Annotated in this window: 25 protein-coding genes and 1 other RNA gene; 11 read left to right on the top strand and 15 right to left on the bottom strand. The window is 55.9% G+C overall.

Translation table 11 applies throughout. The annotated features are described in order from the left end of the window. Positions 1–5: 5 nt before the first annotated feature. Positions 6–401, bottom strand: a complete 396-nt coding sequence (locus LBF07_RS08720) for a YraN family protein (RefSeq protein WP_025756731.1) — start codon at positions 399–401, stop codon at positions 6–8. Next, on the bottom strand, positions 359–2,536 hold the full coding sequence (locus LBF07_RS08715) for a penicillin-binding protein activator (RefSeq protein ID WP_094934461.1): 2,178 nt from the start codon (positions 2,534–2,536) through the stop codon (positions 359–361). Before LBF07_RS08715 ends, LBF07_RS08720 begins: the two co-directional genes overlap by 43 nt. A 61-nt stretch (positions 2,537–2,597) precedes the next feature. On the opposite strand from LBF07_RS08715, the gene rsmI reads away from it, so the two are divergent. Further along, positions 2,598–3,461: a 16S rRNA (cytidine(1402)-2'-O)-methyltransferase gene (rsmI, locus tag LBF07_RS08710; protein ID WP_023309315.1), complete on the top strand. Its 864-nt coding sequence runs from the start codon at positions 2,598–2,600 to the stop codon at positions 3,459–3,461. 153 nt (positions 3,462–3,614) lie between these two features. On the opposite strand, the gene garD is transcribed toward rsmI, so the two are convergent. Further along, a complete protein-coding gene (gene garD, locus LBF07_RS08705) occupies positions 3,615–5,186 on the bottom strand; it encodes a galactarate dehydratase (protein ID WP_094934460.1) in 1,572 nt (523 codons plus the stop codon). Positions 5,187–5,559: 373 nt separating this feature from the next. Here garD and garL point away from each other — a divergent pair, with 373 nt between their 5' ends. The 9 genes from garL (at position 5,560) to LBF07_RS08660 (ending at position 15,817) form a co-directional block, all read left to right on the top strand. Further along, positions 5,560–6,330, top strand: a complete 771-nt coding sequence (gene garL, locus LBF07_RS08700; protein WP_039260444.1) for a 2-dehydro-3-deoxyglucarate aldolase — start codon at positions 5,560–5,562, stop codon at positions 6,328–6,330. 21 nt (positions 6,331–6,351) lie between these two features. Beyond that, positions 6,352–7,242 (top strand): 2-hydroxy-3-oxopropionate reductase, encoded by an 891-nt coding sequence (gene garR / locus LBF07_RS08695; protein WP_094934459.1) that lies wholly within the window; start codon positions 6,352–6,354, stop codon positions 7,240–7,242. Positions 7,243–7,301: 59 nt separating this feature from the next. Further along, positions 7,302–7,678, top strand: an RNA gene (gene rnpB, locus LBF07_RS08690) — RNase P RNA component class A. A 676-nt stretch (positions 7,679–8,354) separates the two neighbouring features. Then, a complete protein-coding gene (gene tdcA, locus LBF07_RS08685) occupies positions 8,355–9,275 on the top strand; it encodes a transcriptional regulator TdcA (protein WP_008501504.1) in 921 nt (306 codons plus the stop codon). Positions 9,276–9,375: 100 nt separating this feature from the next. Further along, positions 9,376–10,365: a bifunctional threonine ammonia-lyase/L-serine ammonia-lyase TdcB gene (gene tdcB / locus LBF07_RS08680; RefSeq protein WP_033147079.1), complete on the top strand. Its 990-nt coding sequence runs from the start codon at positions 9,376–9,378 to the stop codon at positions 10,363–10,365. A gap of 9 nt (positions 10,366–10,374) precedes the next feature. Further along, positions 10,375–11,706, top strand: a complete 1,332-nt coding sequence (gene tdcC / locus LBF07_RS08675; protein ID WP_094934458.1) for a threonine/serine transporter TdcC — start codon at positions 10,375–10,377, stop codon at positions 11,704–11,706. Positions 11,707–11,736: 30 nt separating this feature from the next. Next, on the top strand, positions 11,737–12,945 hold the full coding sequence (gene tdcD / locus LBF07_RS08670) for a propionate kinase (protein WP_094934487.1): 1,209 nt from the start codon (positions 11,737–11,739) through the stop codon (positions 12,943–12,945). 15 nt (positions 12,946–12,960) lie between these two features. Next, positions 12,961–15,255: a formate C-acetyltransferase gene (pflB, locus tag LBF07_RS08665; protein ID WP_023309297.1), complete on the top strand. Its 2,295-nt coding sequence runs from the start codon at positions 12,961–12,963 to the stop codon at positions 15,253–15,255. Positions 15,256–15,406: 151 nt separating this feature from the next. Continuing rightward, the gene (locus LBF07_RS08660) at positions 15,407–15,817 is read left to right on the top strand and encodes a Spy/CpxP family protein refolding chaperone (protein WP_094934457.1); all 411 of its coding nucleotides are present in this window, start codon (positions 15,407–15,409) and stop codon (positions 15,815–15,817) included. An 81-nt stretch (positions 15,818–15,898) separates the two neighbouring features. On the opposite strand, the gene LBF07_RS08655 is transcribed toward LBF07_RS08660, so the two are convergent. Beyond that, complete coding sequence (locus LBF07_RS08655) at positions 15,899–16,600, bottom strand: pirin family protein (protein ID WP_033146726.1); 702 nt, start codon at positions 16,598–16,600, stop codon at positions 15,899–15,901. A gap of 104 nt (positions 16,601–16,704) precedes the next feature. Here LBF07_RS08655 and LBF07_RS08650 point away from each other — a divergent pair, with 104 nt between their 5' ends. Next, positions 16,705–17,607: a LysR family transcriptional regulator gene (locus tag LBF07_RS08650; RefSeq protein WP_029739659.1), complete on the top strand. Its 903-nt coding sequence runs from the start codon at positions 16,705–16,707 to the stop codon at positions 17,605–17,607. A 46-nt stretch (positions 17,608–17,653) separates the two neighbouring features. Here the strand turns inward: LBF07_RS08650 and LBF07_RS08645 are convergent, their stop codons facing one another. From LBF07_RS08645 to LBF07_RS08595, 11 genes are all read right to left on the bottom strand, one after another. Continuing rightward, complete coding sequence (locus LBF07_RS08645) at positions 17,654–18,019, bottom strand: DUF805 domain-containing protein (protein WP_029739660.1); 366 nt, start codon at positions 18,017–18,019, stop codon at positions 17,654–17,656. A gap of 106 nt (positions 18,020–18,125) precedes the next feature. Beyond that, the gene (locus LBF07_RS08640) at positions 18,126–19,112 is read right to left on the bottom strand and encodes a glutathione S-transferase family protein (protein WP_048981210.1); all 987 of its coding nucleotides are present in this window, start codon (positions 19,110–19,112) and stop codon (positions 18,126–18,128) included. Positions 19,113–19,183: 71 nt separating this feature from the next. Beyond that, positions 19,184–19,576: a DoxX family protein gene (locus LBF07_RS08635; RefSeq protein ID WP_023309292.1), complete on the bottom strand. Its 393-nt coding sequence runs from the start codon at positions 19,574–19,576 to the stop codon at positions 19,184–19,186. 253 nt (positions 19,577–19,829) lie between these two features. After that, complete coding sequence (locus LBF07_RS08630; RefSeq protein ID WP_033146723.1) at positions 19,830–20,126, bottom strand: YqjK-like family protein; 297 nt, start codon at positions 20,124–20,126, stop codon at positions 19,830–19,832. A gap of 2 nt (positions 20,127–20,128) precedes the next feature. Then, positions 20,129–20,521 carry a phage holin family protein gene (locus LBF07_RS08625; RefSeq protein ID WP_023333540.1) on the bottom strand — a complete coding sequence of 131 codons (393 nt, stop codon included), beginning with the start codon at positions 20,519–20,521 and terminating at the stop codon, positions 20,129–20,131. Between the two features lies 1 nt (position 20,522). Then, on the bottom strand, positions 20,523–20,828 hold the full coding sequence (locus tag LBF07_RS08620; protein WP_008503141.1) for a YqjD family protein: 306 nt from the start codon (positions 20,826–20,828) through the stop codon (positions 20,523–20,525). A 31-nt stretch (positions 20,829–20,859) separates the two neighbouring features. Continuing rightward, on the bottom strand, positions 20,860–21,228 hold the full coding sequence (locus LBF07_RS08615) for a DUF1090 domain-containing protein (protein ID WP_023309291.1): 369 nt from the start codon (positions 21,226–21,228) through the stop codon (positions 20,860–20,862). A gap of 142 nt (positions 21,229–21,370) precedes the next feature. Continuing rightward, the gene (gene mzrA / locus LBF07_RS08610) at positions 21,371–21,754 is read right to left on the bottom strand and encodes an EnvZ/OmpR regulon moderator MzrA (RefSeq protein WP_039260467.1); all 384 of its coding nucleotides are present in this window, start codon (positions 21,752–21,754) and stop codon (positions 21,371–21,373) included. 2 nt (positions 21,755–21,756) lie between these two features. Further along, positions 21,757–22,419: a DedA family general envelope maintenance protein YqjA gene (gene yqjA / locus LBF07_RS08605; RefSeq protein WP_024906405.1), complete on the bottom strand. Its 663-nt coding sequence runs from the start codon at positions 22,417–22,419 to the stop codon at positions 21,757–21,759. A 344-nt stretch (positions 22,420–22,763) separates the two neighbouring features. Then, the gene (exuR, locus tag LBF07_RS08600) at positions 22,764–23,540 is read right to left on the bottom strand and encodes a transcriptional regulator ExuR (RefSeq protein WP_023615584.1); all 777 of its coding nucleotides are present in this window, start codon (positions 23,538–23,540) and stop codon (positions 22,764–22,766) included. A 115-nt stretch (positions 23,541–23,655) separates the two neighbouring features. Then, complete coding sequence (locus tag LBF07_RS08595) at positions 23,656–24,954, bottom strand: MFS transporter (RefSeq protein ID WP_023333537.1); 1,299 nt, start codon at positions 24,952–24,954, stop codon at positions 23,656–23,658. Positions 24,955–25,365 lie beyond the last annotated feature (411 nt).

Here is a 25,365-nt window from a genome sequence, read left to right as displayed (position 1 = left end):
CTTAATTATGCGTCTTCGCCAAAAGCGTTTTTAAGCCATTCGATCTCATTTCCGGTGAAGGCTATCACATCGAACCGGCAATCCACAGTATCAAAGCTCCCATTATGGCGGGCAAGCCACAAGTGGGCAGTCTGTAATAATTTATGTTGTTTGGCGAGCGTCACGCTGGCGGCAGCACCGCCAAAACGGGAGGACTGTCGAAAACGGACTTCTACAAACACGATGACCTGACCCTCTTTCATGATCAGATCAATTTCGCCGCCGCGCCCGCGGACGTTAGCGGCGATAAAGCGCAGTCCTTTGCCTTCAAGCCAGCGACGCGCCTTTAACTCCCACGCATCGCCGGTCTCTTTACGGCTTAACTGGCCGGGACGATTTGCCCCTGCTGGTATTTGAGCCATGATAACTTCCTGTTGATCACGCAGTCCTGAGTCGCGGTCAGATCGCCGGTGTTGCCGTTAAGCTCAAAGCCCGGCACCTGACGCATCTGGGTAAAGTGGTTCGCCAGCGCCCATGCATCGACACCCATCGCATACAGACGCGCCAGCGAATAATCGTTACGTACGGTACTCAGCGCCTGCTGCATCAGCGCCGGGTTGCTGCCTGCCAGCATCGGAATTTCGCTGTACTGCAGACCGTCCATTTCCAGACGGAAATCCGGGCCTGCGGTGCCCTGCGCGCTGCGTGAGCTGGCGTAAAGCGTTGCGCCGCTCTGGCTGCCGTTACGCATCGCGATCATCGGTTTGATAAAGGCGATCTCCTGCGGCGTGGCAACGATATAGGCCGCATCCACTTTACCGCCACCGCTAATCTGCGCGTCGGTAGGCGGGGCAGGGATCGTCAGGCCGCCAATCGTCACGCCCTGCTGCTGCGGCAGGCTCGCGGTGACAGGGCTGCCGTTGAGCGCGATACCCGCTCCACCGTTTACGCCCGCGCGCAGTTCAGAGACGGAACCGAATTTCTGCTGCAGCACCACGCCGCCGCCCAGCTTCTGCCACTCATCGGCAAAGGCGTTGGCCACGCGATCGCCCAGCGCGCTGCGTGGGATGAGCAGCAGCGGAGCCTGTTTACCCTGCTCGTGAATATGGCGCGCCGCATCGCGGGCTTCATCTTCAGGGGAAAGCGCGAAGTAGCAAATATTGGCCCGGTTCTGAACCTGCTCAGGCTGGTTGAGCGCCAGCACGTTCAGCGTGGTATTGCTCTTCATCAGCTCTTCCACGTTGTTTTTCAGCAGCGGACCGACAACGATGCTCGCCCCGTCCTGCTGAACCTGCGCCAGAACCTGGTCAAGCGGCTGCGAGCTGGTGTCGTAAATTTTCACCTCAGCGCCCGGATTGGCGCTGGTGGTTGCCACGGCCTGCGGCTGCGCAGCAGGCTGGGCCGCGGGTTGTGCAGGCTGCTGTTGTGGCTGTTCTGCTGTCGCTTCAGGTGCTGGTGCCGCTTGCGTCTCGGCCGGAGCCTGAGTAGCAGGTGCTGTAGTAGCCGGGGCTGCCGCAGCCGGTGCAGCTGTAGCCGGAGGCGTCGTCGGGGCCGTCACCGGGTTTTGCATCGTACCCTGCGCCGGCGCTTGCGCCGTGGTCAGATCGCTGGTCTCCGCTGCGGACGGGCTGACCACATCATTCACGTTAGCCGCCTGGGCCGCCTGCGCGGGAACCGCGCTGCCGGTTACCGAAGTGGTACCGTTTTTCGCGGCTTCAAAGCCCTGCTGAATGGTACGGCCGAACACCGCCGCCTGGCCGTTGAGCGGCAGAAGCAGGGCAATTTTGCTGGTGGACGCTGGTTTAAAGTTCTGTACGTTTACCAGCTGGGTTGGCAGCATTTTCGCCCCCGGGTTTTGCGGGTAGCGCGTCTGCCAGTCCGTAATACCGGCTTTCAGCATCTTTGGATCGCTGCGGTTGTTAAACCACATCTGCTGCAGATCCAGCCAGCCCTGAAGGACGTTTTCATCGGCGTTGATGATCAGAGCCTGCGCCTGTTCCTGAGTCATCGAGGCAAGCGCTTGCCAGGTGGCATCAATATTTTTTTGCATATCGGCACCGCCGAGCAGCGGCTCTTGCGCGACGAGGGCGCGGAGCAGCGTGAGGGAAGGGCGCCCCTGCTCAGCGGTAATGCCCGCCTGCCAGAAGCGAGCCTGCTGATTTTTATCCAGCGCGCTCACGTCAATGTCACCGAGGATCTTCTTCGCGGCGGCGTAATCTTTCAGCGCGACCTTCAGCTCGGCAGAGAGCAGGCTCTGCTCACGACGCTGGGCGTCGTTAAGATCTTTTGGCAACTGGTTAAACAGTTCGGCTGCCTGCTGGGTTTTACCCTCTTTCAGCAGTGCACGAATGGCGAGTAATTGCCAGTTGGTCTTGGTATCATTTGAACTCTGCGACATTTGTTGCAGATAAAAGCCAGAATCAGCCTGAGCAGACCCCTGAAGATGGGCGGTGCTCTGGTCAGGTGCCTGGGTGCCACAGCCTGCAAAGATCAGGGCTGCCAGCAGAAGCGGCACGCTGCGCGTGGCTTTTTTTCGAAGAAACGTTAACGGTACCATACTGTATCCAGTGATTTTTTTATGCAATGCTCAATATTAAATCGGCAATACGGACGAAACAATGAAACAACACGAAACGGCAGATAATTCTCAAGGCCAGCTTTATATTGTACCTACTCCTATCGGGAATTTGTCTGATATTACCCAACGTGCGCTCACCGTACTGCAAGCTGTTGATTTAATTGCTGCTGAAGATACCCGCCACACCGGCCTGCTGCTGCAACATTTCGCGATTAACGCCCGTCTGTTTGCTCTGCACGATCACAATGAGCAACAAAAAGCCGAAACGCTGGTGGCGAAGCTGAAAGAGGGGCAGAACATTGCCCTGGTCTCCGACGCCGGTACGCCGCTGATCAACGATCCCGGCTATCACCTGGTGCGTACCTGTCGTGAAGCCGGTATTCGCGTTGTGCCGCTGCCGGGGCCGTGTGCCGCCATTGCTGCGCTGAGTGCCGCGGGTCTGCCGTCTGACCGTTTCTGCTATGAAGGCTTCCTGCCTGCCAAATCCAAAGGCCGCCGTGACGTGTTAAAAGATCTGGAAGCGGAACCGCGCACCCTGATTTTCTACGAATCCACGCACCGCCTGCTGGAGAGCCTGGAAGATATGGTGACCGTGTGGGGAGAAGCCCGCTACGTGGTGCTGGCGCGCGAGTTGACCAAAACCTGGGAAACCATTCACGGTGCGCCAGTGGGTGAACTGCTGGCGTGGGTGAAGGAAGACGAAAACCGCCGCAAGGGTGAAATGGTGCTGATCGTCGAAGGGCATAAGGCTCAGGAAGACGCGCTCCCTGCCGACGCGCTGCGCACGCTGGCATTGCTGCAAGCGGAACTGCCGCTGAAGAAGGCCGCTGCGCTGGCGGCGGAAATTCACGGCGTGAAGAAAAATGCGCTGTATAAGCATGCGCTGGAGCAGCAGGGGGAGTAAGCCCCTGCCGCCTGTTTTGCCGGTTGGCGGCTGCGCCTAACCCGGCCTGCAGATCGTTATGCGTCTTTTAGCCAACAGGTATCGCCTCAACCTGGAAGGTTTGCGGCGTGTCCGGCGGGTTACCTAAATGCGGGATAGATGTGGTGCGAAAAATCACGTCACCGGTGCCGGGTTAAACACCGCCAGCTGATTATGCAGCCCCCACTGGTCGGAGAAGGTTTTCTTCCGCCCGCTTGCGACATCCAGAATGAAGTGGAACAGTTTCCAGCCCACGTCCTCAATGCTCTCTTCTCCGGTGGCGATGGTGCCCGCGTTGATGTCCATTAAGTCATACCAGCGGTTTGCCAGCTCGGTACGGGTCGCCATCTTGATCACCGGCACCGCCATCAGGCCGTACGGCGTGCCGCGCCCGGTGGTAAAGACCTGTACCGTAATGCCGGACGCCACCTGCTGCGTGCCGCAGACGAAATCGCTGGCCGGCGTTGCCGCGTAGATCAGGCCGCGTTTGGTCGGGCGCTGGCCCGGAGAAAGCACTTCCACAATCGCGCTCTGTCCGGATTTGGCAATCGACCCGAGTGCTTTTTCCACTACGTTTGCCAGGCCGCCTTTTTTGTTCCCCGGAGACGGGTTGGCGCTGCGGTCGGTTTTGCCCATATCGAGATAGCTATCGTACCAGGCCATCTCCTCAAGCAGGCGCTTGCCGACCTCTTCATTAACGGCGCGTGGCGTGAGCAGATGGATGGCGTCACGCACTTCGGTTACCTCGGAGAACATGACCGTGGCGCCGCAGCGGACAAGCAGATCGGACGCATAGCCCACCGCCGGATTGGCCGTTACGCCGGAGAAGGCATCGCTGCCGCCGCACTGGGTGCCCACCACCAAATCAGACGCGGGGCAGGTTTCGCGCTGGCGCTTGTTGAGCTTGTCCAGATGGCGTTCAGCCACCTGCAGGATATCGTCGACCATTGAGCGGAAACCCACGTGGCGTTCGTCCTGCAGGCGCACGATGCTGGCCTCGTCTGCCGGAATGGCTTTGACATCTTCGGTGCCCTGCAGCAGGCGCTCTGGCTGCAATTTTTCACACCCCAGACCGATGACCATCACCTCGCCGCCAAAGTTCGGGTTCAGGGCGATATTGTGGATGGTACGGATAGGCACCACGGCAGCGGGGGCGTTAATCGCCACGCCGCAGCCGTAGAGGTGGTTCAGGCCCACCACGCCGTCGACGTTCGGGTATTTCGGCAGCAGGTCGCGCTCGATGATTTTCACCACATAATCCACTACGCCCGCCACGCAGTGCACGCTGGTGGTAATGCCGAGCAGATTCTTGGTGCCGACGCTGCCGTCCGCGTTGCGGTAGCCTTCGAAGGTATAGCCCTCCAGCGGAGGAAGCAGTTCCGGCACGCGGGTCGCCAGCGGAAGCGTGTTTAGCGGCGGCGCTTCCGGCAGCGCCACCAGCGACTCCTCAACCCAGCTTCCCTGCGGTATAGAGCGAACGGCATAGCCGATGACTTCACCGTAACGTACGATTTCGCTGTTAGCAGGGATATCCACCAGGGCGACTTTATGTCCCTGTGGAATATGCTCAATCAGTTCCAGCCCGTCCGGAAAGCGGGTGCCCGCTTTTAAGCCATTGTCGTTGACAATTATCGCCACATTATCGGTGTCGTGGACTTTTATATAAAACGCCGTCGGCGATGCCTGTCGAATTTCAATGTCGGCCATTGTTCAGTATTCTCCAGCAAAGTGTCTGATAATAAATTCAGCCAATTTTCTAATGGTAGAAATAAATACGCGGCTTTCAGAAATAAAGCATGTCAGCATAGGGGATATGAAAATGTGATCGCGATCGCTCCAGAACCAGTAATGCCTGATTCTGTGCATTAGCGCCCAGCGCCTTGTGCATATGCAAAAAAATTTATCGAAGTGTAACGCAATACTTGAGCATTAAAACAATGTGCGGTCGTGGATTGCGTCTTATACTGAATGACGATTTTATAACGCCAAAATACGTCGGAATAATAAATATAATGCTGGTGCGGTGTCTGAATAAATAAAATGATGCTGATATAGGCTGCGAATTAAAAAGGTAAATATGATGAGTAACGATATCTTCCCGAATAAATTTAAAGCGGCCCTCGCGGCACACCAGATTCAGATTGGCTGCTGGTCCGCGCTGGCAAACCCAATCAGCACCGAAGTGCTGGGCCTGGCCGGGTTCGACTGGCTGGTGCTGGACGGCGAACATGCGCCGAACGATATCAGCACCTTTATTCCGCAGCTGATGGCGCTGAAAGGCAGCCTCAGCGCCCCGGTAGTGCGCGTGCCAACTAACGAGCCGGTAATTATCAAGCGCCTGCTGGATATCGGTTTCTACAACTTCCTGATCCCGTTTGTGGAGACGGAAGAACAAGCGGCCCTGGCCGTAGCCTCAACGCGCTATCCGCCTGAAGGGATCCGCGGCGTTTCCGTTTCGCATCGCGCCAATATGTTTGGCACCGTGCCGGACTACTTCGCGCAGTCCAATAACAACATCACTATTCTGGTTCAGATCGAGAGCCAGCAGGGCGTTGATAGCGTTGACGCGATTGCAGCCACAAACGGCGTGGACGGTATCTTCGTCGGCCCAAGCGATCTGGCGGCCGCTTTTGGCCATCTGGGTAACGCCAGCCACCCTGACGTGCAGCGCGCGATCCAGCACATCTTTGCCCGCGCTAAAGCTCACGGCAAACCGTGCGGCATTCTGGCGCCGGTTGAGGCTGACGCCCGTCGCTATCTGGAGTGGGGAGCCACGTTTGTTGCCGTCGGCAGCGACCTCGGCGTATTCCGCTCGGCCACGCAGAAATTAGCCGACGCTTTTAAAAAATAACCATCATTGAGGAAACAGATTATGACGCTGAAAGTGGGTTTTATTGGCCTGGGGATCATGGGTAAACCAATGAGTAAGAACCTCATCAAAGCGGGTTACTCACTGGTGGTATCCGATCACAATCCGCAGGCCGTGGCAGAGGTGATAGCGGCGGGCGCTGAAACGGCCACCACCGCGAAGGCCATTGCCGAGCAGTGCGATGTCATCATCACCATGCTGCCCAACTCCCCGCATGTTAAAGAGGTTGCGCTGGGTGAGAACGGCATTATCGACGGTGCGAAGCTGGGCCTGGTGCTGATTGATATGAGTTCTATTGCGCCGCTTGCAAGCCGTGAAATCAGCGAGGCGTTAAAAGCGAAGGGCGTCGATATGCTGGATGCGCCGGTCAGCGGCGGTGAGCCGAAAGCGATCGACGGCACGCTGTCGGTGATGGTCGGCGGAGATAAAGCCGTTTTCGATAGATACTACGACCTGATGAAAGCCATGGCGGGCTCCGTGGTGCATACCGGGGACATCGGGGCGGGTAACGTGACCAAGCTGGCAAACCAGGTGATTGTGGCGCTGAACATTGCCGCCATGTCCGAAGCGCTGACTCTGGCAACCAAAGCGGGCGTCAACCCGGATCTGGTCTACCAGGCCATTCGCGGCGGTCTAGCGGGCAGTACCGTGCTGGATGCCAAAGCGCCGATGATCATGGATCGTAATTTCAAACCCGGTTTCCGCATCGACCTGCACATTAAAGATCTGGCGAACGCGCTGGATACGTCACACGGCGTAGGCGCGCAGCTGCCGCTGACCGCGGCGGTCATGGAGATGATGCAGGCGCTGCGTGCCGATGGCCTGGGCACGGCCGATCACAGCGCGATTGCGTGCTACTACGAAAAACTGGCGAAGGTGGAAGTGGCGCGTTAATCACGCCTTGCCCACACCTGAGGGTGACAGCGGCGCGCAAACCCTCTATACTGCGCGCCGAAGCTGACCAGACAGTCGCCGCTTCGTCGTCGTCCCTTTCGGGGGAGACGGGCGGAGGGGAGGAAAGTCCGGGCTCCATAGGGCAGGGTGCCAGGTAACGCCTGGGGGGGAAACCCACGACCAGTGCAACAGAGAGCAAACCGCCGATGGCCCGCGCAAGCGGGATCAGGTAAGGGTGAAAGGGTGCGGTAAGAGCGCACCGCGCGGCTGGTAACAGTCCGTGGCACGGTAAACTCCACCCGGAGCAAGGCCAAATAGGGGTTCACATGGTACGGCCCGTACTGAACCCGGGTAGGCTGCTTGAGCCAGTGAGCGATTGCTGGCCTAGATGAATGACTGTCCACGACAGAACCCGGCTTATCGGTCAGCTTCAACTTCTTAAAAAACCCCGCTTCGGCGGGGTTTTTGCTTTCCGGGTGATGCTGGATGGGTAAGCGCAGCGCCGGACAAACGACATCAATTCTCATATTTGCGACATTAAGCACATTTCACTGTTTTTATCCCTTCCGTATCGCTCCTGCATCTGTAGACGATCGCCATCACAAAATTTCACGCTAAAAAACAGGTGATTTTCAGTATTGATAATTTGTTATGTTTGTTACCTATATGATCGAGAATCTTTTCTCGTTTGATATGCATATATTGAAATCAAATACATTTCTCCCGTGAATATGTGACGCATTCCACTCTTTTCCGCAAACCTGAAAATTCGCATCGGAAAAATTTAATAAATTGAAAGAATGTTTCAAGCAAATAGCGGTTATTTATTGGTCTTTAATTGCCTGAAAGATCGTCTTTATTGATTTTTTTAACGCTGAAAAATTTATCAAGGTTATCGCCATAAAATAAATTTATTACTACTGCTTTTATTGATCGATATCAGCGTAATGGTGTGGTTGTATTTATTTATCTTATTGATAATAAATGCATTTTTTGGTTTTCGTTGTTCCTGTGAAGCGTGCGAAAAAGCAAATTGTGAGTGACAGCACATACCCCCTTAAACACTATTAGGTAGAATCCGCTCCGTCATAGGGAAATAAGCGCAGAATATTATGAACACTATTATTCTACCGAAAACACAGCACCTCGTGGTATTTCAGGAAGTCATTAAAAGTGGCTCCATAGGTTCTGCAGCAAGACAGCTTGGCCTGACGCAACCCGCCGTCAGCAAAATCATCAGCGATATTGAGTCCTACTTCGGCGTGGAAGTGATGGTGCGTAAAAACACCGGCGTAAAACTCACCGCCGCGGGCCAGGTTCTGCTCTCGTACTCTGAGTCGATCACCCGCGAAATGAAAAACATGGTGAGTGAGATTAACAGCCTGAGCTTCAGTACCGTTATGGACGTCTCCTTTGGCTACCCGTCGCTGATCGGCTTTACCTTCCTGTCCGAGATGATCAAAAAATTCAAGGAAGTGTTCCCGAAAGCACGCGTCTCGATGTATGAAGCCCAGCTCTCCTCTTTCCTTCCGGCTATTCGCGACGGTCGTCTGGATTTCGCTATCGGCACGCTGAGTGATGAAATGCTGCTGCAGGATCTGCACGTCGAACCGCTGTTTGAGTCCGAGTTTGTGCTGGTCGCCAGCAAAACGCGAACGTGCACCGGCCCGACGACACTGGCATCGCTCACGCACGAGCAGTGGGTGATGCCGCAAACCGATATGGGCTACTACAAAGAACTTCTGACCACCCTGCAAGACAACCACATCAGCATCGAAAACATCGTCCAGACCGATTCTGTCGTCACCATTTATAACCTTGTCCTGAATGCCGATTATCTGACGGTCATTCCCCGCGACATGATTGCGCCGTTCGGTTCTGACCAGTTTATTGTGCTGCCCGTAGAAGATGAATTACCCGTGGCGCGTTATGCCGCCGTGTGGTCAAAAAATTACAGGATTAAAAAATCGGCGTCAGTATTAGTTGAGCTGGCAAAACAGTATTCGTCGATGAATATCGAAAGACGACGATGAATAATAAGTAATCATTTTAAAAACACCCAGAGCTTATCTCTGTAACGCTCTGATACCCTGACTTTGCCCGAAAAGAATGAATTATTATAACGAGGATATTATGCATATTACCTACGATCTCCCGGTAACGATTGAAGATATTCAGGACGCCAGAAAACGACTGGCAGGAAAAATATATAAAACAGGTATGCCGCGCTCGAATTATCTTAGCGAACGCTGCAAGGGCGAAATATTCCTGAAGTTTGAGAACATGCAGCGTACCGGCTCGTTTAAGATCCGCGGCGCGTTTAACAAGTTAAGCTCGCTGACCGACGCTGAAAAACGCAAAGGCGTTGTCGCCTGCTCCGCGGGAAACCACGCGCAGGGTGTGTCCCTCTCCTGCGCGATGCTTGGCATCGACGGCAAAGTGGTGATGCCGATGGGCGCGCCGAAGTCTAAGGTGGCCGCGACGCGCGACTACTCCGCCGAAGTGGTGCTGCACGGCGAGAACTTCAACGACACCATTGCCAAAGTCAGCGAAATCGTCGAGATGGAAGGGCGCATTTTTATTCCGCCGTACGATGACGCCAAAGTGATCGCCGGGCAGGGCACCATCGGTCTGGAAATTCTCGAAGATTTATACGATGTGGATAACGTTATTGTGCCTATCGGCGGCGGCGGTTTAATTGCCGGGATTGCGACGGCAATTAAATCCATTAACCCCACCATTAATATCATCGGCGTGCAGTCAGAAAATGTTCACGGCATGGCGGCATCGTATCAGGCTGGGGAAATAATCAGCCATCGCGTTAGTGGCACGCTGGCCGACGGCTGTGACGTTTCTCGCCCCGGTAATTTACCGTTCGAAATTGTTCGCGAGCTGGTTGATGACATTGTGCTGGTCAGCGAAGACAACATTCGCGACAGCATGATCGCGCTTATTCAGCGAAATAAAGTGGTGACGGAAGGTGCCGGCGCGCTGGCCTGTGCCGCGTTATTAAGCGGCAAGCTTGACCACTATATTCAGGGTCGAAAAACCGTCTGCATTATTTCCGGCGGCAATATCGATCTCTCCCGTGTTTCCCAAATTACCGGCTTCGTTGACGCATAAAGGTGACCTATGAGCAACACAGAAAGCATTATCGTTGGCCAGACAAAAACGTCCTCCTGGCGCAAGTCTGATACCACATGGACGCTCGGCCTGTTTGGTACCGCCATTGGCGCAGGCGTGCTGTTCTTCCCCATTCGCGCAGGCTTTGGTGGATTGATCCCTATCCTGCTGATGCTGGTTCTCGCGTTCCCGATTGCGTTTTACTGCCACCGCGCGCTGGCGCGTTTGTGCCTCTCCGGGAGCAACGTTTCCGGCAACATCACCGAAACGGTGGAAGAGCACTTTGGTAAAACCGGTGGGGTGGTGATCACTTTCCTCTACTTCTTCGCCATTTGCCCGCTGCTGTGGATTTACGGCGTCACCATTACCAACACCTTTATGACCTTCTGGGAAAACCAGCTCCAGCTGCCTGCGCTGAACCGCGGCGTGGTGGCGCTGTTCCTGCTGCTGCTGATGGCCTTTGTTATCTGGTTTGGTAAAGACCTGATGGTGAAAGTCATGAGCTTCCTGGTGTTCCCGTTTATCGCCAGCCTGGTGCTGATTTCCCTGTCGCTTATCCCTTACTGGAACTCGGCGGTGATTGACCAGGTCAACCTGAGCGATATCGCCTTCACCGGTCATGACGGCATTCTGGTTACGGTGTGGCTGGGTATCTCCATCATGGTCTTCTCCTTCAACTTCTCGCCTATCGTCTCCTCGTTTGTGGTCTCCAAGCGCGAAGAGTACGAACCGGAGTTCGGTAAAGAATTCACCGAGCAGAAATCTTCCAAAATCATCGGTCGCGCCAGCATGCTGATGGTGGCCGTGGTGATGTTCTTCGCCTTTAGCTGCCTGTTTACGCTCTCTCCGCAGAACATGGCGGACGCCAAGGCGCAGAACATTCCGGTGCTCTCCTACCTGGCGAACCACTTTGCGTCAATGTCAGGAACCAAATCGACGTTCGCAACGGTACTGGAATACGGTGCCTCCATCATCGCGCTGGTGGCTATCTTCAAATCCTTCTTCGGTCATTACCTGGGCACGCTGGAAGGGCTGAACGGCCTGATCCTCAAGTTTGGCTACAAGGGCGATAAGAAGAAAGTCTCCGTTGGCAAGCTGAACACCATCAGCATGGTGTTCATCATGGGCTCCACCTGGGTTGTGGCCTACGCCAACCCGAACATTCTGGACCTTATTGAAGCCATGGGGGCGCCAATCATTGCCTCTCTGCTGTGCCTGCTGCCGATGTATGCCATCCGCAAAGCACCGGCGCTGGCGAAGTACAAAGGGCGTACCGAGAACATCTTCGTTACCGCGGTCGGCCTGCTGACCATTCTGAATATCGTTTACAAACTGTTCTAACCCATTGCTCAGGAAGAGCGGAGTCACATGATGATTGAGTTTCCGGTTGTACTGGTTATTAACTGCGGATCGTCCTCTGTTAAGTTTTCGGTGCTCGACGCCAGCAGCTGCGATGCCCTGATGACGGGCATTGCAGACGGGATCAACACCGAGAAGGCCTTTATTTCCGTGAACGGGGGTGAGCCAGCCAGACTGGCTCACCAGGACTACGAAGGGGCGCTGGCTGCCATCGCCCTGGAGCTGGAGAAGCGTAACCTGATGAGCAGCGTGGCCTTAATTGGCCACCGCATTGCGCACGGGGGAAACCTCTTCAGCGAGTCGACCCTGATCACGGAAGAGGCGATCGCGCAGATTCGCCAGGTCTCCCCGCTGGCGCCGCTGCATAACTACGCCAACCTGAGCGGCGTGGAAGCGGCAGAGCGCCTGTTCCCGGGCGTGCAGCAGGTCGCGGTATTTGATACCAGCTTCCACCAGACGCTGCCGCCGCAGGCATATCTGTACGGATTGCCGTACCGCTATTTTGAAGAGCTGGGCGTGCGCCGCTACGGCTTCCACGGCACCTCTCACCGCTACGTGGCCGCACAGGCGCATACGCTTCTCGGGCTGTCCGCCGACGACAGCGGCCTGGTGATTGCCCATCTCGGCAACGGGGCGTCTATCTGCGCGGTGCGCAACGGCGAAAGCGTCGACACCTCGATGGGGATGACGCCGCTGGAAGGGCTGGTGATGGGTACGCGTTGCGGCGATGTGGACTTCGGCGCGATGGCGTGGATTGCCCAGCAGACCGGCCAGTCGTTCGAGGATCTGGAGCGCGTGGTCAATAAAGAGTCCGGGCTGCTGGGGATCTCCGGCATCTCCTCCGATTTACGTGCGCTGGAGAAAGCCTGGCACGAAGGCAACGAGCGGGCGCAGCTGGCTATCCATACCTTCGTGCACCGCATTGCGCGACATATTGCCGGCCACGCGGCGTCGCTGCACCGCCTGGATGGGGTGGTCTTTACCGGCGGAATTGGCGAAAACTCGAAGCTTGTCCGCACGCTGGTGGCGGAACATCTGAAAGTCTTCGGCATCATCCTCGACGACGCCAAAAATGCCCTGCCGGGGAGCGCGGGTGAGCGCGTGATCTCCACCGAATCGTCCCGCGTGGCCTGCGCGGTTATCCCTACCAACGAAGAAAAAATGATCGCGCTGGACGCCCTCCGTCTTGGAAAGGTTACCCCGGCCGCGGCTTACGCCTGATAAAGCGAGAATCACATGAAAGTAACAATCGATACGGGCGTCGCGCCCTACAGCGACGCATGGGCCGGGTTTCGCGGTGAAGAATGGAAAAACGCCGTCAACGTCCGCGATTTTATTCAGCATAACTACACCCCTTATGAAGGCGATGAAGCTTTCCTCGCGCAGGCGACGCCAGCAACGACGGCGCTGTGGCAGAAGGTAATGGTCGGCATTCGCCAGGAGAACGCCACCCACGCCCCGGTGGATTTTGATACCAACATCGCCACCACCATTACGGCCCACGGGCCGGGCTATATCGACCAGGATCTGGAGACGATCGTCGGCCTGCAAACCGATAAGCCGCTCAAGCGCGCGCTGCACCCGTATGGCGGGATCAACATGATCCGCAGCTCGTTCGAAGCCTATGGTCGGGAGATGGATCCGCAGTTCGAATACCTGTTTACCGACCTGCGCAAAACCCACAACCAGGGCGTGTTTGACGTCTATTCGCCGGAGATGATGCGCTGCCGTAAATCCGGCGTGCTGACCGGTTTGCCGGACGGCTACGGGCGCGGACGCATCATCGGTGACTATCGCCGCGTGGCGCTATACGGGATCGCTTATCTGGTGCGCGAGCGCGAACTGCAGTTTGCCGATCTGCAGGGCAGGCTGGAGCGCGGTGAAGATCTGGAGGCGACGATCCGCCTGCGTGAAGAGCTGGCGGAGCACAGGCGCGCGCTGCTGCAGATCCAGCAGATGGCGGCGAACTATGGCTTTGATATTTCACGTCCGGCGATGAACGCCCAGGAAGCGGTGCAGTGGGTCTATTTTGCCTATCTTGCAGCGGTGAAATCCCAGAACGGTGGGGCGATGTCGCTAGGGCGCACGGCCTCGTTCCTCGATATCTACATTGAACGCGACATGCAGGCAGGAAGGCTGAATGAAGTCCAGGCGCAGGAACTGATCGACCACTTCATCATGAAGATCCGCATGGTGCGCTTCCTGCGCACGCCGGAGTTCGACACGCTCTTCTCCGGCGATCCGATCTGGGCGACGGAAGTGATCGGCGGCATGGGGCTGGACGGGCGCACGCTGGTGACCAAAAACAGCTTCCGCTATCTGCATACCCTGCACACCATGGGGCCTGCGCCGGAGCCGAACCTGACGATCCTCTGGTCTGAACAACTGCCGATCGCGTTCAAGAAATACGCCGCGCAGGTGTCTATCGTCACCTCTTCGCTGCAGTATGAGAACGACGATCTGATGCGTGCGGACTTCAACAGCGACGACTACGCCATTGCCTGCTGCGTCAGCCCGATGGTGATCGGCAAGCAGATGCAGTTCTTTGGCGCGCGCGCCAACCTCGCCAAAACGCTGCTGTACGCGATCAACGGCGGGGTGGACGAGAAGCTGAAGATCCAGGTCGGCCCGAAAACCGAGCCGCTGCTGGACGACGTGCTGGATTACGATACCGTGATGGCGAGCCTCGACCACTTTATGGACTGGCTGGCGGTGCAGTACATCAGCGCCCTGAACCTCATTCACTACATGCATGATAAGTACAGCTACGAAGCCTCGCTGATGGCGCTGCACGACCGCGACGTCTATCGCACCATGGCCTGCGGCATTGCCGGGCTGTCGGTGGCGGCGGATTCCCTGTCGGCCATTAAATACGCCACGGTGAAGCCGGTGCGCGACCACACCGGTCTGGCGGTCGATTTCGTGATTGAAGGGGACTATCCGCAGTACGGCAACAACGACGACCGCGTGGACAGCATCGCCTGCGACCTGGTGGAGCGCTTTATGAAGAAAATTCAGGCGCTGCCAACCTACCGCAACGCGGTGCCAACCCAGTCGATCCTGACCATCACCTCCAACGTGGTTTACGGCCAGAAGACCGGGAACACGCCGGACGGACGCCGCGGCGGCACGCCGTTTGCGCCTGGCGCAAACCCGATGCACGGCCGCGACAGAAAAGGGGCGGTGGCCTCGCTAACGTCGGTGGCCAAGCTGCCGTTCACCTACGCGAAAGACGGTATCTCCTACACCTTCTCCATCGTGCCGCAGGCGCTGGGCAAGGACGAGCTGGTGCGCAAAACCAACCTCGTAGGGCTGCTGGACGGGTACTTCCATCACGAAGCGTCCATTGAGGGCGGGCAGCATCTGAACGTCAACGTCATGAACCGGGAAATGCTCCTCGATGCCATCGCGCATCCCGAGAATTACCCGAACCTGACGATCCGCGTTTCAGGCTATGCGGTGCGTTTTAACGCCCTGACGCGCGAGCAGCAGCAGGATGTGATTTCGAGGACGTTTACGCAATCTATCTGACGACATTCAGGTCTCATGCCCCCTCACCCTGGGGGCATTTTTTTGCCCGCTAAACATACAAAATTGTTTATATAATTACTCACACATATTCATCCGCTCTTGAAAAACAATACGCCTGCTTTTCCCTATCACAGCATGTAAGGACAGTAAGATGATGAAAATGACCCGTATTGCGCTGGTCGCCGCCTCGCTGGCAGCGTGCAGTTTTACGGCACATGCCGCGAACGTTGAGGCTGCCCCGTCTCCCTCGCAGGATCCGCTGGTACAGCACCTGAAGCTCAGCAATGAGCAGGTTAAAAAGATTGAAGATCTGCATAAGCAGCTGGAACAAAATGTCAGCAAGATCCCGATAACGGGGGTGAAGGACGGCGCGCTGATCGACATGTTCCAGGCGGGTAAATGGGACGAAAGCACGGTGAAAAGCCAGCTTGCTGCCTTTAGCAAAATTGAAGAGCAGACCCGCTATTACCGCGTGAAATATTACTTCGACGTCAGCCAGGTGTTGACGCCGGAACAGCGTAAGCAGATTAGAACCGATATGGCTAACGCGCTGGCAGAGTGATTTCTTACGGCGCCGGATGATTCTGCCGTGGCTCGATCGGTTCCCTCTCCCATTGGGAGAGGGTTAGGGTGAGAGCATTCTCTAAACCGGCAAATCAATCAGCAGCGCGCGCAGCGGCGTATCCGCCACCAGGGTGATATTCGCTTCATCACGAATAAACGCCCCGTCGCCGCAGGTGAGCGCTTCTTTCTCTTCCGTGTGCGTCACCGCATGTACCGTACCGTGAATAGACTGCAAATAGGCGCGCGGACCATGAAGCTGGAAGCTCGCCTGATCACCTTTCTTCAGTTCGATATGGTGCAGCCAGACCTGCTGGCGCAGCTGCAGACTACCTTTACTGCCGTCCGGCGATGCAATCAGCTGCTGCTTATCGCCCGTTAAATCTAACTTCTGTACCAGCGGATTTTCCCGCTCGGGGCAGGCGTCCAGCCACAGCTGCATACGGGTCAGCGTTTTGTCTTTGCTGAGGTTATGCTCGCTGTAGCTGATGCCCGGCTGCGTGGAAATTAACAACGCTTCGCCAGCCTTTGCCTGGACATGATTGCCCTCGCTATCGCGGTATTCTGCCTCGCCTTCCAGGATCAGGTTCAGGATATCGACTTTCGGGTACGTACGCGGCTGGAAGGAGGCGCCCGGGGCGAGCACTTCCTGGTTTAACACGCGCAGTGAAGCGTAACCGAGGAGTTTAGGGTCAAAGTAGTGTCCAAAGGAAAAGGTGTAGCGGGCCTGCAGCCAACCGAAATCGGCTTGTCCGCACTGTTTAGCTGTTCTTGTCGTAATCATAAACTTGACCTCTCTTTACACTAAAACAATGGTAAAGGTATGGACGCTGCATTGTTAGCCAGATATTCTGCCCGGTATGTTCAAATTTCCTGAATGAGAACGAGATGGCTAAAGAGAGAGCATTGACGCTTGAGGCGCTTCGCGTCATGGACGCGATTGACCGGCGCGGCAGTTTTGCGGCGGCGGCAGATGAGCTGGGGCGCGTTCCGTCTGCGCTAAGCTACACCATGCAGAAGCTGGAGGAAGAGCTGGACGTGGTGCTGTTTGACCGCTCCGGTCATCGAACAAAATTCACCAACGTGGGGCGAATGCTGCTGGAGCGCGGCCGCGTGCTGCTGGAAGCGGCGGACAAGCTCACGACGGACGCCGAAGCGCTGGCGCGCGGCTGGGAAACCCATCTGACGTTAGTTACCGAAGCGCTGGTGCCGACAGAAGCGCTGTTCCCGCTGGTGGACCGCCTGGCGGCGAAGGCCAATACGCAGCTGTCAATCATCACCGAGGTGCTGGCAGGCGCGTGGGAACGTCTGGAAACGGGCAGGGCGGATATTGTGATTGCGCCGGACATGCACTTCCGTTCCTCATCGGAAATCAACTCGCGCAAGCTCTATAGCGTGATGAACGTCTATGTTGCCGCACCCAATCACCCGATTCACCAGGAGCCGGAGCCGCTCTCTGAAGTGACGCGCGTGAAGTATCGCGGCGTGGCGGTAGCGGATACCGCGCGCGAGCGTCCGGTGCTGACGGTGCAGCTGCTGGATAAACAGCCTCGTCTGACGGTGACCTCGCTGGAAGACAAACGGCAGGCGCTATTGGCCGGTCTGGGCGTGGCGACCATGCCGTACCCGTTTGTCGAAAAAGACATTGCAGAAGGGCGGCTGCGCGTAGTCAGCCCGGAATATAGCCACGAGGTGGATATTATTATGGCGTGGCGCCGTGACAGCATGGGCGAAGCCAAATCATGGTGTTTACGCGAAATTCCGAAGCTTTTCACGCAATACAATAAATAAAATCGTAATTGGTAGGCCCGGTAAGCGAAGCGCCACCGGGCTTTTTTTATGCGCCGATCTTAGGATCCGGACCAAAGCGGTTTTCGCCCGGCGTCCCGCTCTGGCAGTTGAAGATCAAAATCACGATCCAGCCAATAATCGGGATCAGCAGCAGCAATAACCACCACGCTGAACGATCGGTGTCGTGCAGTCGACGGAACAGCACCGCCCACGATGGCAGCAGGACTAACAGGCCATAAATGGTGGTCAGCACGCCTTCACCGCCAGCACGCTCCCAGCCAAGAATTTTATCCACAATACCCAGCACCATAATGAGAATGAAGTTCACCAGAACGAACATCCAGTACTCTTTGCGGCGGGCACGGCCACCAAATCCAATGTAGTTACGCAGTACTTTTAAATACCAGTCCATTTTCCTTGCCTCATTAGTCAGTCAATCACTTGTTTTCTAAGCGATCGAGGTAAGGATAGATGGAGATTGTGAATTAAAAAAGGGCATCTGGTGATGCCCTTCGTATTTATCCAAATCGGACGTCGCGCCCGTGAGGTTCATCCAGATCCTGCCACGGCCCAATGGAGATAATGCCCGTCGGGTTGATGGTTTTGTGGCTGCGGAAATAGTGGGTGCGGATATGGTCGAAGTCGACCGTGTCGGCAATACCCGGCATCTGGTAGATGTCACGCAGGAAACCATGCAGGTTCAGGTAATCGCTGATGCGGTGCTTGTCGCACTTAAAGTGGGTGACATAGACCGGATCGAAGCGAACCAGCGTGGTCCAAAGGCGAATGTCCGCTTCCGTCAGGCGATCGCCCGTCAGGTAGCGATGCTGGCCCAGGATCTGCTCGAGACGCTCAAGCGATTCAAACACCTTTCCGACCGCTTCGTCATACGCTTCCTGGCTGGTGGCGAAACCGGCCTTGTAGACGCCGTTGTTGACGTTGTCGTAAATCCAGCCGTTCAGCTCATCAATCTTATCGCGCAGTTCAACCGGGTAGTAATCCCCGGCGCGGGCGCCGTGCGCGTCAAACGCGGTATTGAACATGCGGATGATTTCCGCAGACTCATTGCTGACAATCGTCTGGTTTTTCTTGTCCCACAGCACCGGTACGGTAACGCGCCCGGTGTAGTGAGGATCGGCGCGAAGATAGAGCTGGTAAAGGAAATCGTGGTGGTAGAGATCGTCGCCGGTCGCCGCGGGGAAATCACTGTCAAACGTCCAGCCGTTTTCCAGCATCAGCGGGTTCACGACCGAAACCGGAATTAAGGATTCGAGACCTTTAAGCTTGCGCACAATCAGCGTGCGGTGTGCCCACGGGCAGGCAAGCGAAACATAAAGATGATAACGGTCTTTCTCAGCCGCGAAGCCGCCTTCGCCGCTCGGGCCTGGCGCGCCGTCGGCGGTCAGCCAGTTACGGAAGGCCGAAACTGAGCGCTTGAAGCGACCTCCGGTGGATTTGGTGTCATACCAGACATCCTGCCATACGCCGTCTACGAGTTGTCCCATTTTTTCTCCTCCGTCAGATAGCAAAAGCGAGGAGATGTCTCCTCGCTTTGTGTTCATTCAGTATAGCGTGCTTACCACTTCTTATTCAGAACGCGGTCGATGCTGTATGCGCCCGGGCCAGTGACGGCCAGCAGCAGGAAGCCACCCGCGATGGTCAGGTTTTTCATGAACATCAGAGAGTTCACGCCTTCCGCAAAGTTGCTGTGGAAGATGAACGCTGTCAGCACGGTGAAGCCTGCGGTAAACAGCGCGGTAGTACGGGTCAGGAAGCCGAACAGTACCGCCAGGCCGCCGCCGAACTCAAGAAGAATGGTCAGCGGCAGCAGGAACCCCGGAACGCCCATGGCTTCCATATACTGCTGGGTACCCGCATAACCGGTGATTTTTCCCCAACCTGCCACGATGAACAGAATTGGCATCAGAATACGCGCGACCAGTACACCAACATCTTCTAATTTTTTCATTTTACTCTCCAGGAAACCACATGAGCGGCTGAACATTATTTGTCTGCAATTCCGGGTAGATACCGCGGCGTTGCTGTCGATGGAGAGGATAATAAACGGGGCGGGTGGTAATTGTTAGCAAGGAAAACTGTCAATCTTCTTCAAAGATATTGAGTAAGGGGGCGTGCGCGCTGGTGCCCTGATCCCAACCCTCTCCCGCAGAGAGAGGCCGCAAAAACAAAAAACGGTAACCAGGATTACCGTTTTGCTTTTATCACCGCAGCTGCTGCTGCCGTAACGTTGCTTTCACCAGACGCCAGGCGCTCCAGGCGCCGAATCCACGACGAGCCCAGCGGATCAGCATGTTCGGATGACGAACCGTCCAGATCGCCATCACGCTGCTGCCGACCAGCGCCCACGAACGCAGGCTCAGGACGGTATTCCAGCCCCGGTCAAACCGTCGCGTCGCGTCGATCCAGTCGCGACGACTGGCTGACAGATCCAGCCGTTGCTGCTGGATCTGGCTTAACAGGTACGCTTTTCGCTTTTGACGTTCGGCTTTATCGCTCACGGCTAGTCATCCTCCAGCAGAGCGCGATCGTTCGCCAGCTCCTGACGCGTATGGCGCAGGAAAGTGGACTTGCGCGCTTTACGCAGCGTCCAGATACCGCCTATCAACGCGGCGACCAGCAGAACGACGGTGGTGGCAATCATCGCGTTAAGACGATACTGCGGATCGATGGCCCAGATGATTAACACCATCAGGCTCATCAGACCAAACGCGGCAAAGAGCATGGTCAGCCCGAGCATTAGCAGCATCTGGAAGAGGTTCGCTTTCTCCTCTTCCAGCTCCACCACTGCCAGCCGGACGCGCGTTTCGGCAATCCCGACCAGCGTCGTTAAAATACGCTGGCCGATGCCGAGGACGTTGTTAGCAGGCCCTTGTGCGTGACGAGGATCTTCCATATCAACGACGCGTCAGAAGGACACCCAGTACCACACCCACTGCGGCACCAATCCCTACACCCGTCCATGGATTATCACGCACATATTCGTCCGCGCGCGCAGCCGCTTCGCGGGTCTGTTTCGCCAGCGCATCACCGGTTTCACCCAGGCGATAGCGGCTCTCTTTTAGCGCCTGCTCCGCCTTGCTGCGCAGCTTGCTGACCTCTTCTTTTGACTTGTCAGCAGAGGAGTTCAGCACCTCTTCAAGGGTATCGGCCAGGGATTTCAGTTCAGCGCGCAGATGTTCAGACGTCGTATCTTTTGACATGATTCTCTCTCCTGTTGAGATTTCCGTTAACTCAATAATCGCGAGCTTCCAGCGCTTTCAGGTCGTCCTGCGCTTCTTTCAACTTCTTCTCGCGCTTAGCAATTTTTTCCGCATCTCCTTTCTCTTTCGCTTCCTGCAGGTCGCGACGGCGCTCGGCTATCTCGTCCTTCTGTTCAGCGATTTTCTTCTTGTGATCGGCACGAAGCTTGCTGTCTGAACAGTTCGCTTTCACTTCGCTCAGCGCTTTTTTAAGACCATCAACACGGTGCTGATTGTTATGCTTTTCGGCATAACCGATCTCACGCTGAATATCCTGTTCTTTCTCCTGACAGAGAGAGTTTGCGAAGGATGCTGTGCTTAAAGAAAAAAGGGCCAGAGCCAGAGTCATGCGGAATTTCATTATCGAAACCTTCCATTGTGTTGCGGCGTTAGCCGCTATCCAAAGTTATGCGGAGTACATCGAGGGGTGCTCCGCGTACTTAAGCATAGTAAGTAAACGGGGGATTCACCAAAGTGAGTGAAAAGATTCGGAATCCTGGAAGTTATCCAAACCGATGCGACGTATCGCGAATCAATGAGAGCCAGGCTGCAGGCTGGCTGTCATCTTCCTGCTGGGCAATGATATACCCGTGCGGCAGGGTACGGTCGAGAACCACTTTCGCGGCGGCACTTTGCGCACGGGAATCAAACTTGATCAGTAAAACATCGTCCTGCGGGGTAATGCTCTTAAAGCGGATCCCATTCGCGTCCAGATGATGCCAGACAGAAAAACCGTCAGGCACGCTGGCGCCCTGGTTTACCGGGCGAATAGCCAGCGTCGATTCCTGATGCGAAAGCGCGCTCCATGCCAGCAGCATGGCGCTGAGGACGATCAGCGTAATCACGGCAACGGCAAAACGGCGCAGGGCGAGCGGTGAGATAGCCATCGTTAGCCTCTGGCTCCGTATTTCTTTTTCCACAGGACAACCAGTGAGCCAATCAGGCCGAAGACCAGCAGAACCACAGGCAGCAGCATCAGGCAGGACATCAGCTGGTCTTCATATTTCATAAAGACCGGCGTTTTACCCAGCGCATAGCCGAGCGTCGTCAGAATAAGCACCCATAGCAGGCCGCTCATCCAGTTAAAGAACTGGAAGCGCGTGCTGCTCAACCCCGACAGACCGGCAATGGTCGGCAGCAGGGTGCGAACAAAGGCGATAAAGCGGCCAATCAGCAGCGCGGAAAGCCCGTGCTTGTGGAAAAGGTGGTGCGCCCGCTGGTGATAATGCGCGGGAAGATGAGAGAGCCAGTTCTGGACGATCCGGGTATTGCCCAGCCATCGTCCCTGGATATAGCTCACCCAGCAGCCGAGGCTGGCCGCAACGGTCAGTAATAAAATGGTGTGTGGAAACGCCATCGCCCCTTTGGCACACAGCACGCCGACAAGCACCAGCAAACTGTCACCGGGCAGGAAAGCAGCAGGCAGCAAACCGTTCTCAAGGAACAGGATCATAAACAAGACGAAATAGAGCATGCCAATCATGGAAGGGTTGGCCAGCGTTTCAAAATCCTGCGCCCAGAGGGCATGCAGTAGTTGGGTCAAAAGTTCCATTCAGTGTTCCTGGAAATCGGTTAACGTCACGCCTGTTATCCGGGACAAACAGCACGGCGACATTGTTGTGATTTCATTATGGTCGCTCGCGGACACATTGCGGTGTGGCCAACACTGTTCCCTGTTAATTGGCTGGTTAGCAAGCACTAACTTACAAAATAAGGAATTGAATCCAATTGTAACAAAGCCCAACGTTCTGCGTCACAGAATTTGCAGGGGTGAGTTGATTTTGGCGTAAGCCCAGGAAGTGAGCGAGGGGATTTACAAAGGCTGACACTATATATGTTTTGCTTACTCCTGTAAGCCGGAAGGCGCGACGTAGCGCCTGCCAGCAGAAAGGTCATCTATTTTGCGGCACTGGGGGCCGTATCGAGATGAACAACCGGATTATCGGCAAAAAGATAGCGGTCAGCGTTAAATTCGAAGTCATCGCTGGTTTCGTTGAACAGCATCTGCTTGGTGTTTTCCAGGTGCTGCCACATCGCCAGCTTAGCGGCATGCGGATCTTTACGAATCAGCGCCTTAAGGATTTGGTCGTGATCGTCGCACCAGTTGTCGACGGTACGGGAATCGATATGGTCGTGCAGTTTTTTCCAGTACGGGTTGTGAACGCGCTGAGTCCACATTTTTTCAACGATTGCCGCCAGGGCCGTATTTTGGGTTGCCAGGGCGACCTGAACGTGGAACTGCAGATCCCACTCTGAATCGCGGAAACATTTCTCCTTACGGGCATTCTCCTGGATCTCCATCAGCTTCATGATGTCCTGCTTGGTCACCTGCGTCGCCGCAAACTCAGCAATATTGCTTTCGATCAGCTGGCGAGCCTGGAGCAGCTCAAACGGGCCATAGCTGGCGAATTCCAGACTTTCGTCCGCGACGGGAGAGTGTTTCGGCAGATTAGAAATCACGTGAATGCCGGAGCCTTTGCGTACCTCAACGTAGCCTTCCACTTCCAGCATGATAATTGCTTCACGCACCACGGTGCGGCTGACGCTTTTTTCATCCGCGATAAAGCGCTCGGCGGGAAGTTTATCACCGACAAGATAGACGCCTTGCTCGATGCGATCTTTCAGCTCCGCAGCAAGTTGTTGATATAAACGACGTGGTTCGGTGATTTCCATATGCGCTCCAGGCAGGGTACGGCAGATGATTTGTTATACCACTTTTGCGTGCCACTCTCCAGATTCTGCCATTAAAAAAGCCGCCCGGAGGCGGCTTCGGCGAAACGCATTTTCGCTAACTCTGCGTCGCCGGTTTCCCGAGTGACTCTTTCGCCAGCTCCTCTGCCGATTTGCTTTTCAGCACCGTCCAGATAACCACCGCACCCATCAGGTCGAAGATCGCCAGCACCGCGAACAGCGGGCTGAAGCCGATGGTATCCGCCAGCGCGCCGACCACCAGTGCAAACATGGTGCTCGCGGTCCAGGCGGCCATGCCGGTCAGACCGTTGGCGGTTGCCACTTCGTTACGACCAAAGACGTCAGACGAGAGCGTAATCAGCGCGCCGGACAGGGACTGGTGCGCAAAGCCACCGATGCACAGCAGGGCAATGGCGACGTACGGGCTGGTGAACAGGCCGATCATGCCTGGGCCGATCATCAGCAGCGCGCCCATGGTCACCACCATCTTACGGGAAACAATCAGGTTCACGCCAAACCAGCGCTGGAACAGCGGTGGCAGGTAGCCGCCCACGATACAGCCCAGGTCAGCGAACAGCATTGGCATCCAGGCGAACATCGCGATCTCTTTCAGGTTAAAGCCGTAGACTTTAAACATGAACAGGGGGATCCACGCGTTAAAGGTACCCCAGGCCGGTTCAGCCAGGAAACGCGGCAGGGCGATGCCCCAGAACTGACGGGTACCCAGGATCTGCCAGACGGTCATTTTTTTGCCGTTGTTGGTCTGATGCTGCGCTTCCTGACCGCCAATGATGTATTCACGTTCTTCTTCGGAAAGCTTTTTCTGATCGCGCGGGTGTTTGTAGAAAATCAGCCACGCCATCGCCCAGGCGAAGCTCAGCACGCCAGAGATAATGAACGCCATCTGCCAGCTGTGCATCACGATAGCCCACACCACCAGCGGCGGCGCTATCATCGCCCCGATGGACGAGCCCACGTTGAAGTAGCCGACCGCAATGGAACGCTCTTTCGCCGGGAACCACTCGGAGCTGGCCTTCAGGCCCGCCGGGATCATCGCGGCTTCAGCCGCACCGACCGCACCGCGCGCCAGCGCCAGTCCACCCCAGCTGCCTGCCAGCGCGGTTGCACCGCAGAACACCGCCCAGGCGATGGCGAAGAAGGCATAACCGATTTTGGTACCGAGAATGTCCAGCACATAGCCCGCAACAGGCTGCATGATGGTATAAGCCGCGGAATAGGCGGCAATGATGTAGGAGTATTGCTGCGTGGAGATATGCAGCTCTTCCATCAACGTTGGCGCTGCTGCTGCCACGGTGTTACGCGTCAGGTAGCCCAGCACGGTGCCTAACGTCACCAGTGCGATCATATACCAACGTAACCCTTTAATTTTACGCATCTAAAACCTCATCGTTATGTTATTTCCGCGCCAGAGCACGGCAACCTCTCAACCGTTTCCGGGAGCAGTTGTGTAACGGGAGGGGCGTAACCAGGAGCATGTCCCGGAACGGCCCGAACCTTGCCATAAGTAAGCGTGCATAAGTCGGTATCCGTACCGTTAAACCCGATGTCTCTCACACCGGTAATGCATTCCGTCGGCTGAGTGTTTGCGACGGCGAAAAGATAACTTGTCATACAACTTTAAAAGGTGAGTGACATCACAAATGTATGATTCTTTGTGGGGACATTAATCGTCGCGCGCAAAGCCAGTATTGGCGCGGCCTGCAGAAGGGTTTGCTTCATTGAGGGTAATTTATTTGTTGGCGTTTATTGATCTCACTCACGAAAAAAGCTTCGGTTGGTGGAAATT

This window comes from Enterobacter cloacae complex sp. ECL352, from assembly GCF_020149545.1.
GTDB lineage: Bacteria > Pseudomonadota > Gammaproteobacteria > Enterobacterales > Enterobacteriaceae > Enterobacter > Enterobacter asburiae_B.
The sequence above is the reverse complement of the archived record's forward strand: the minus strand, read 5'-3'. Positions and strand labels throughout refer to the sequence as shown.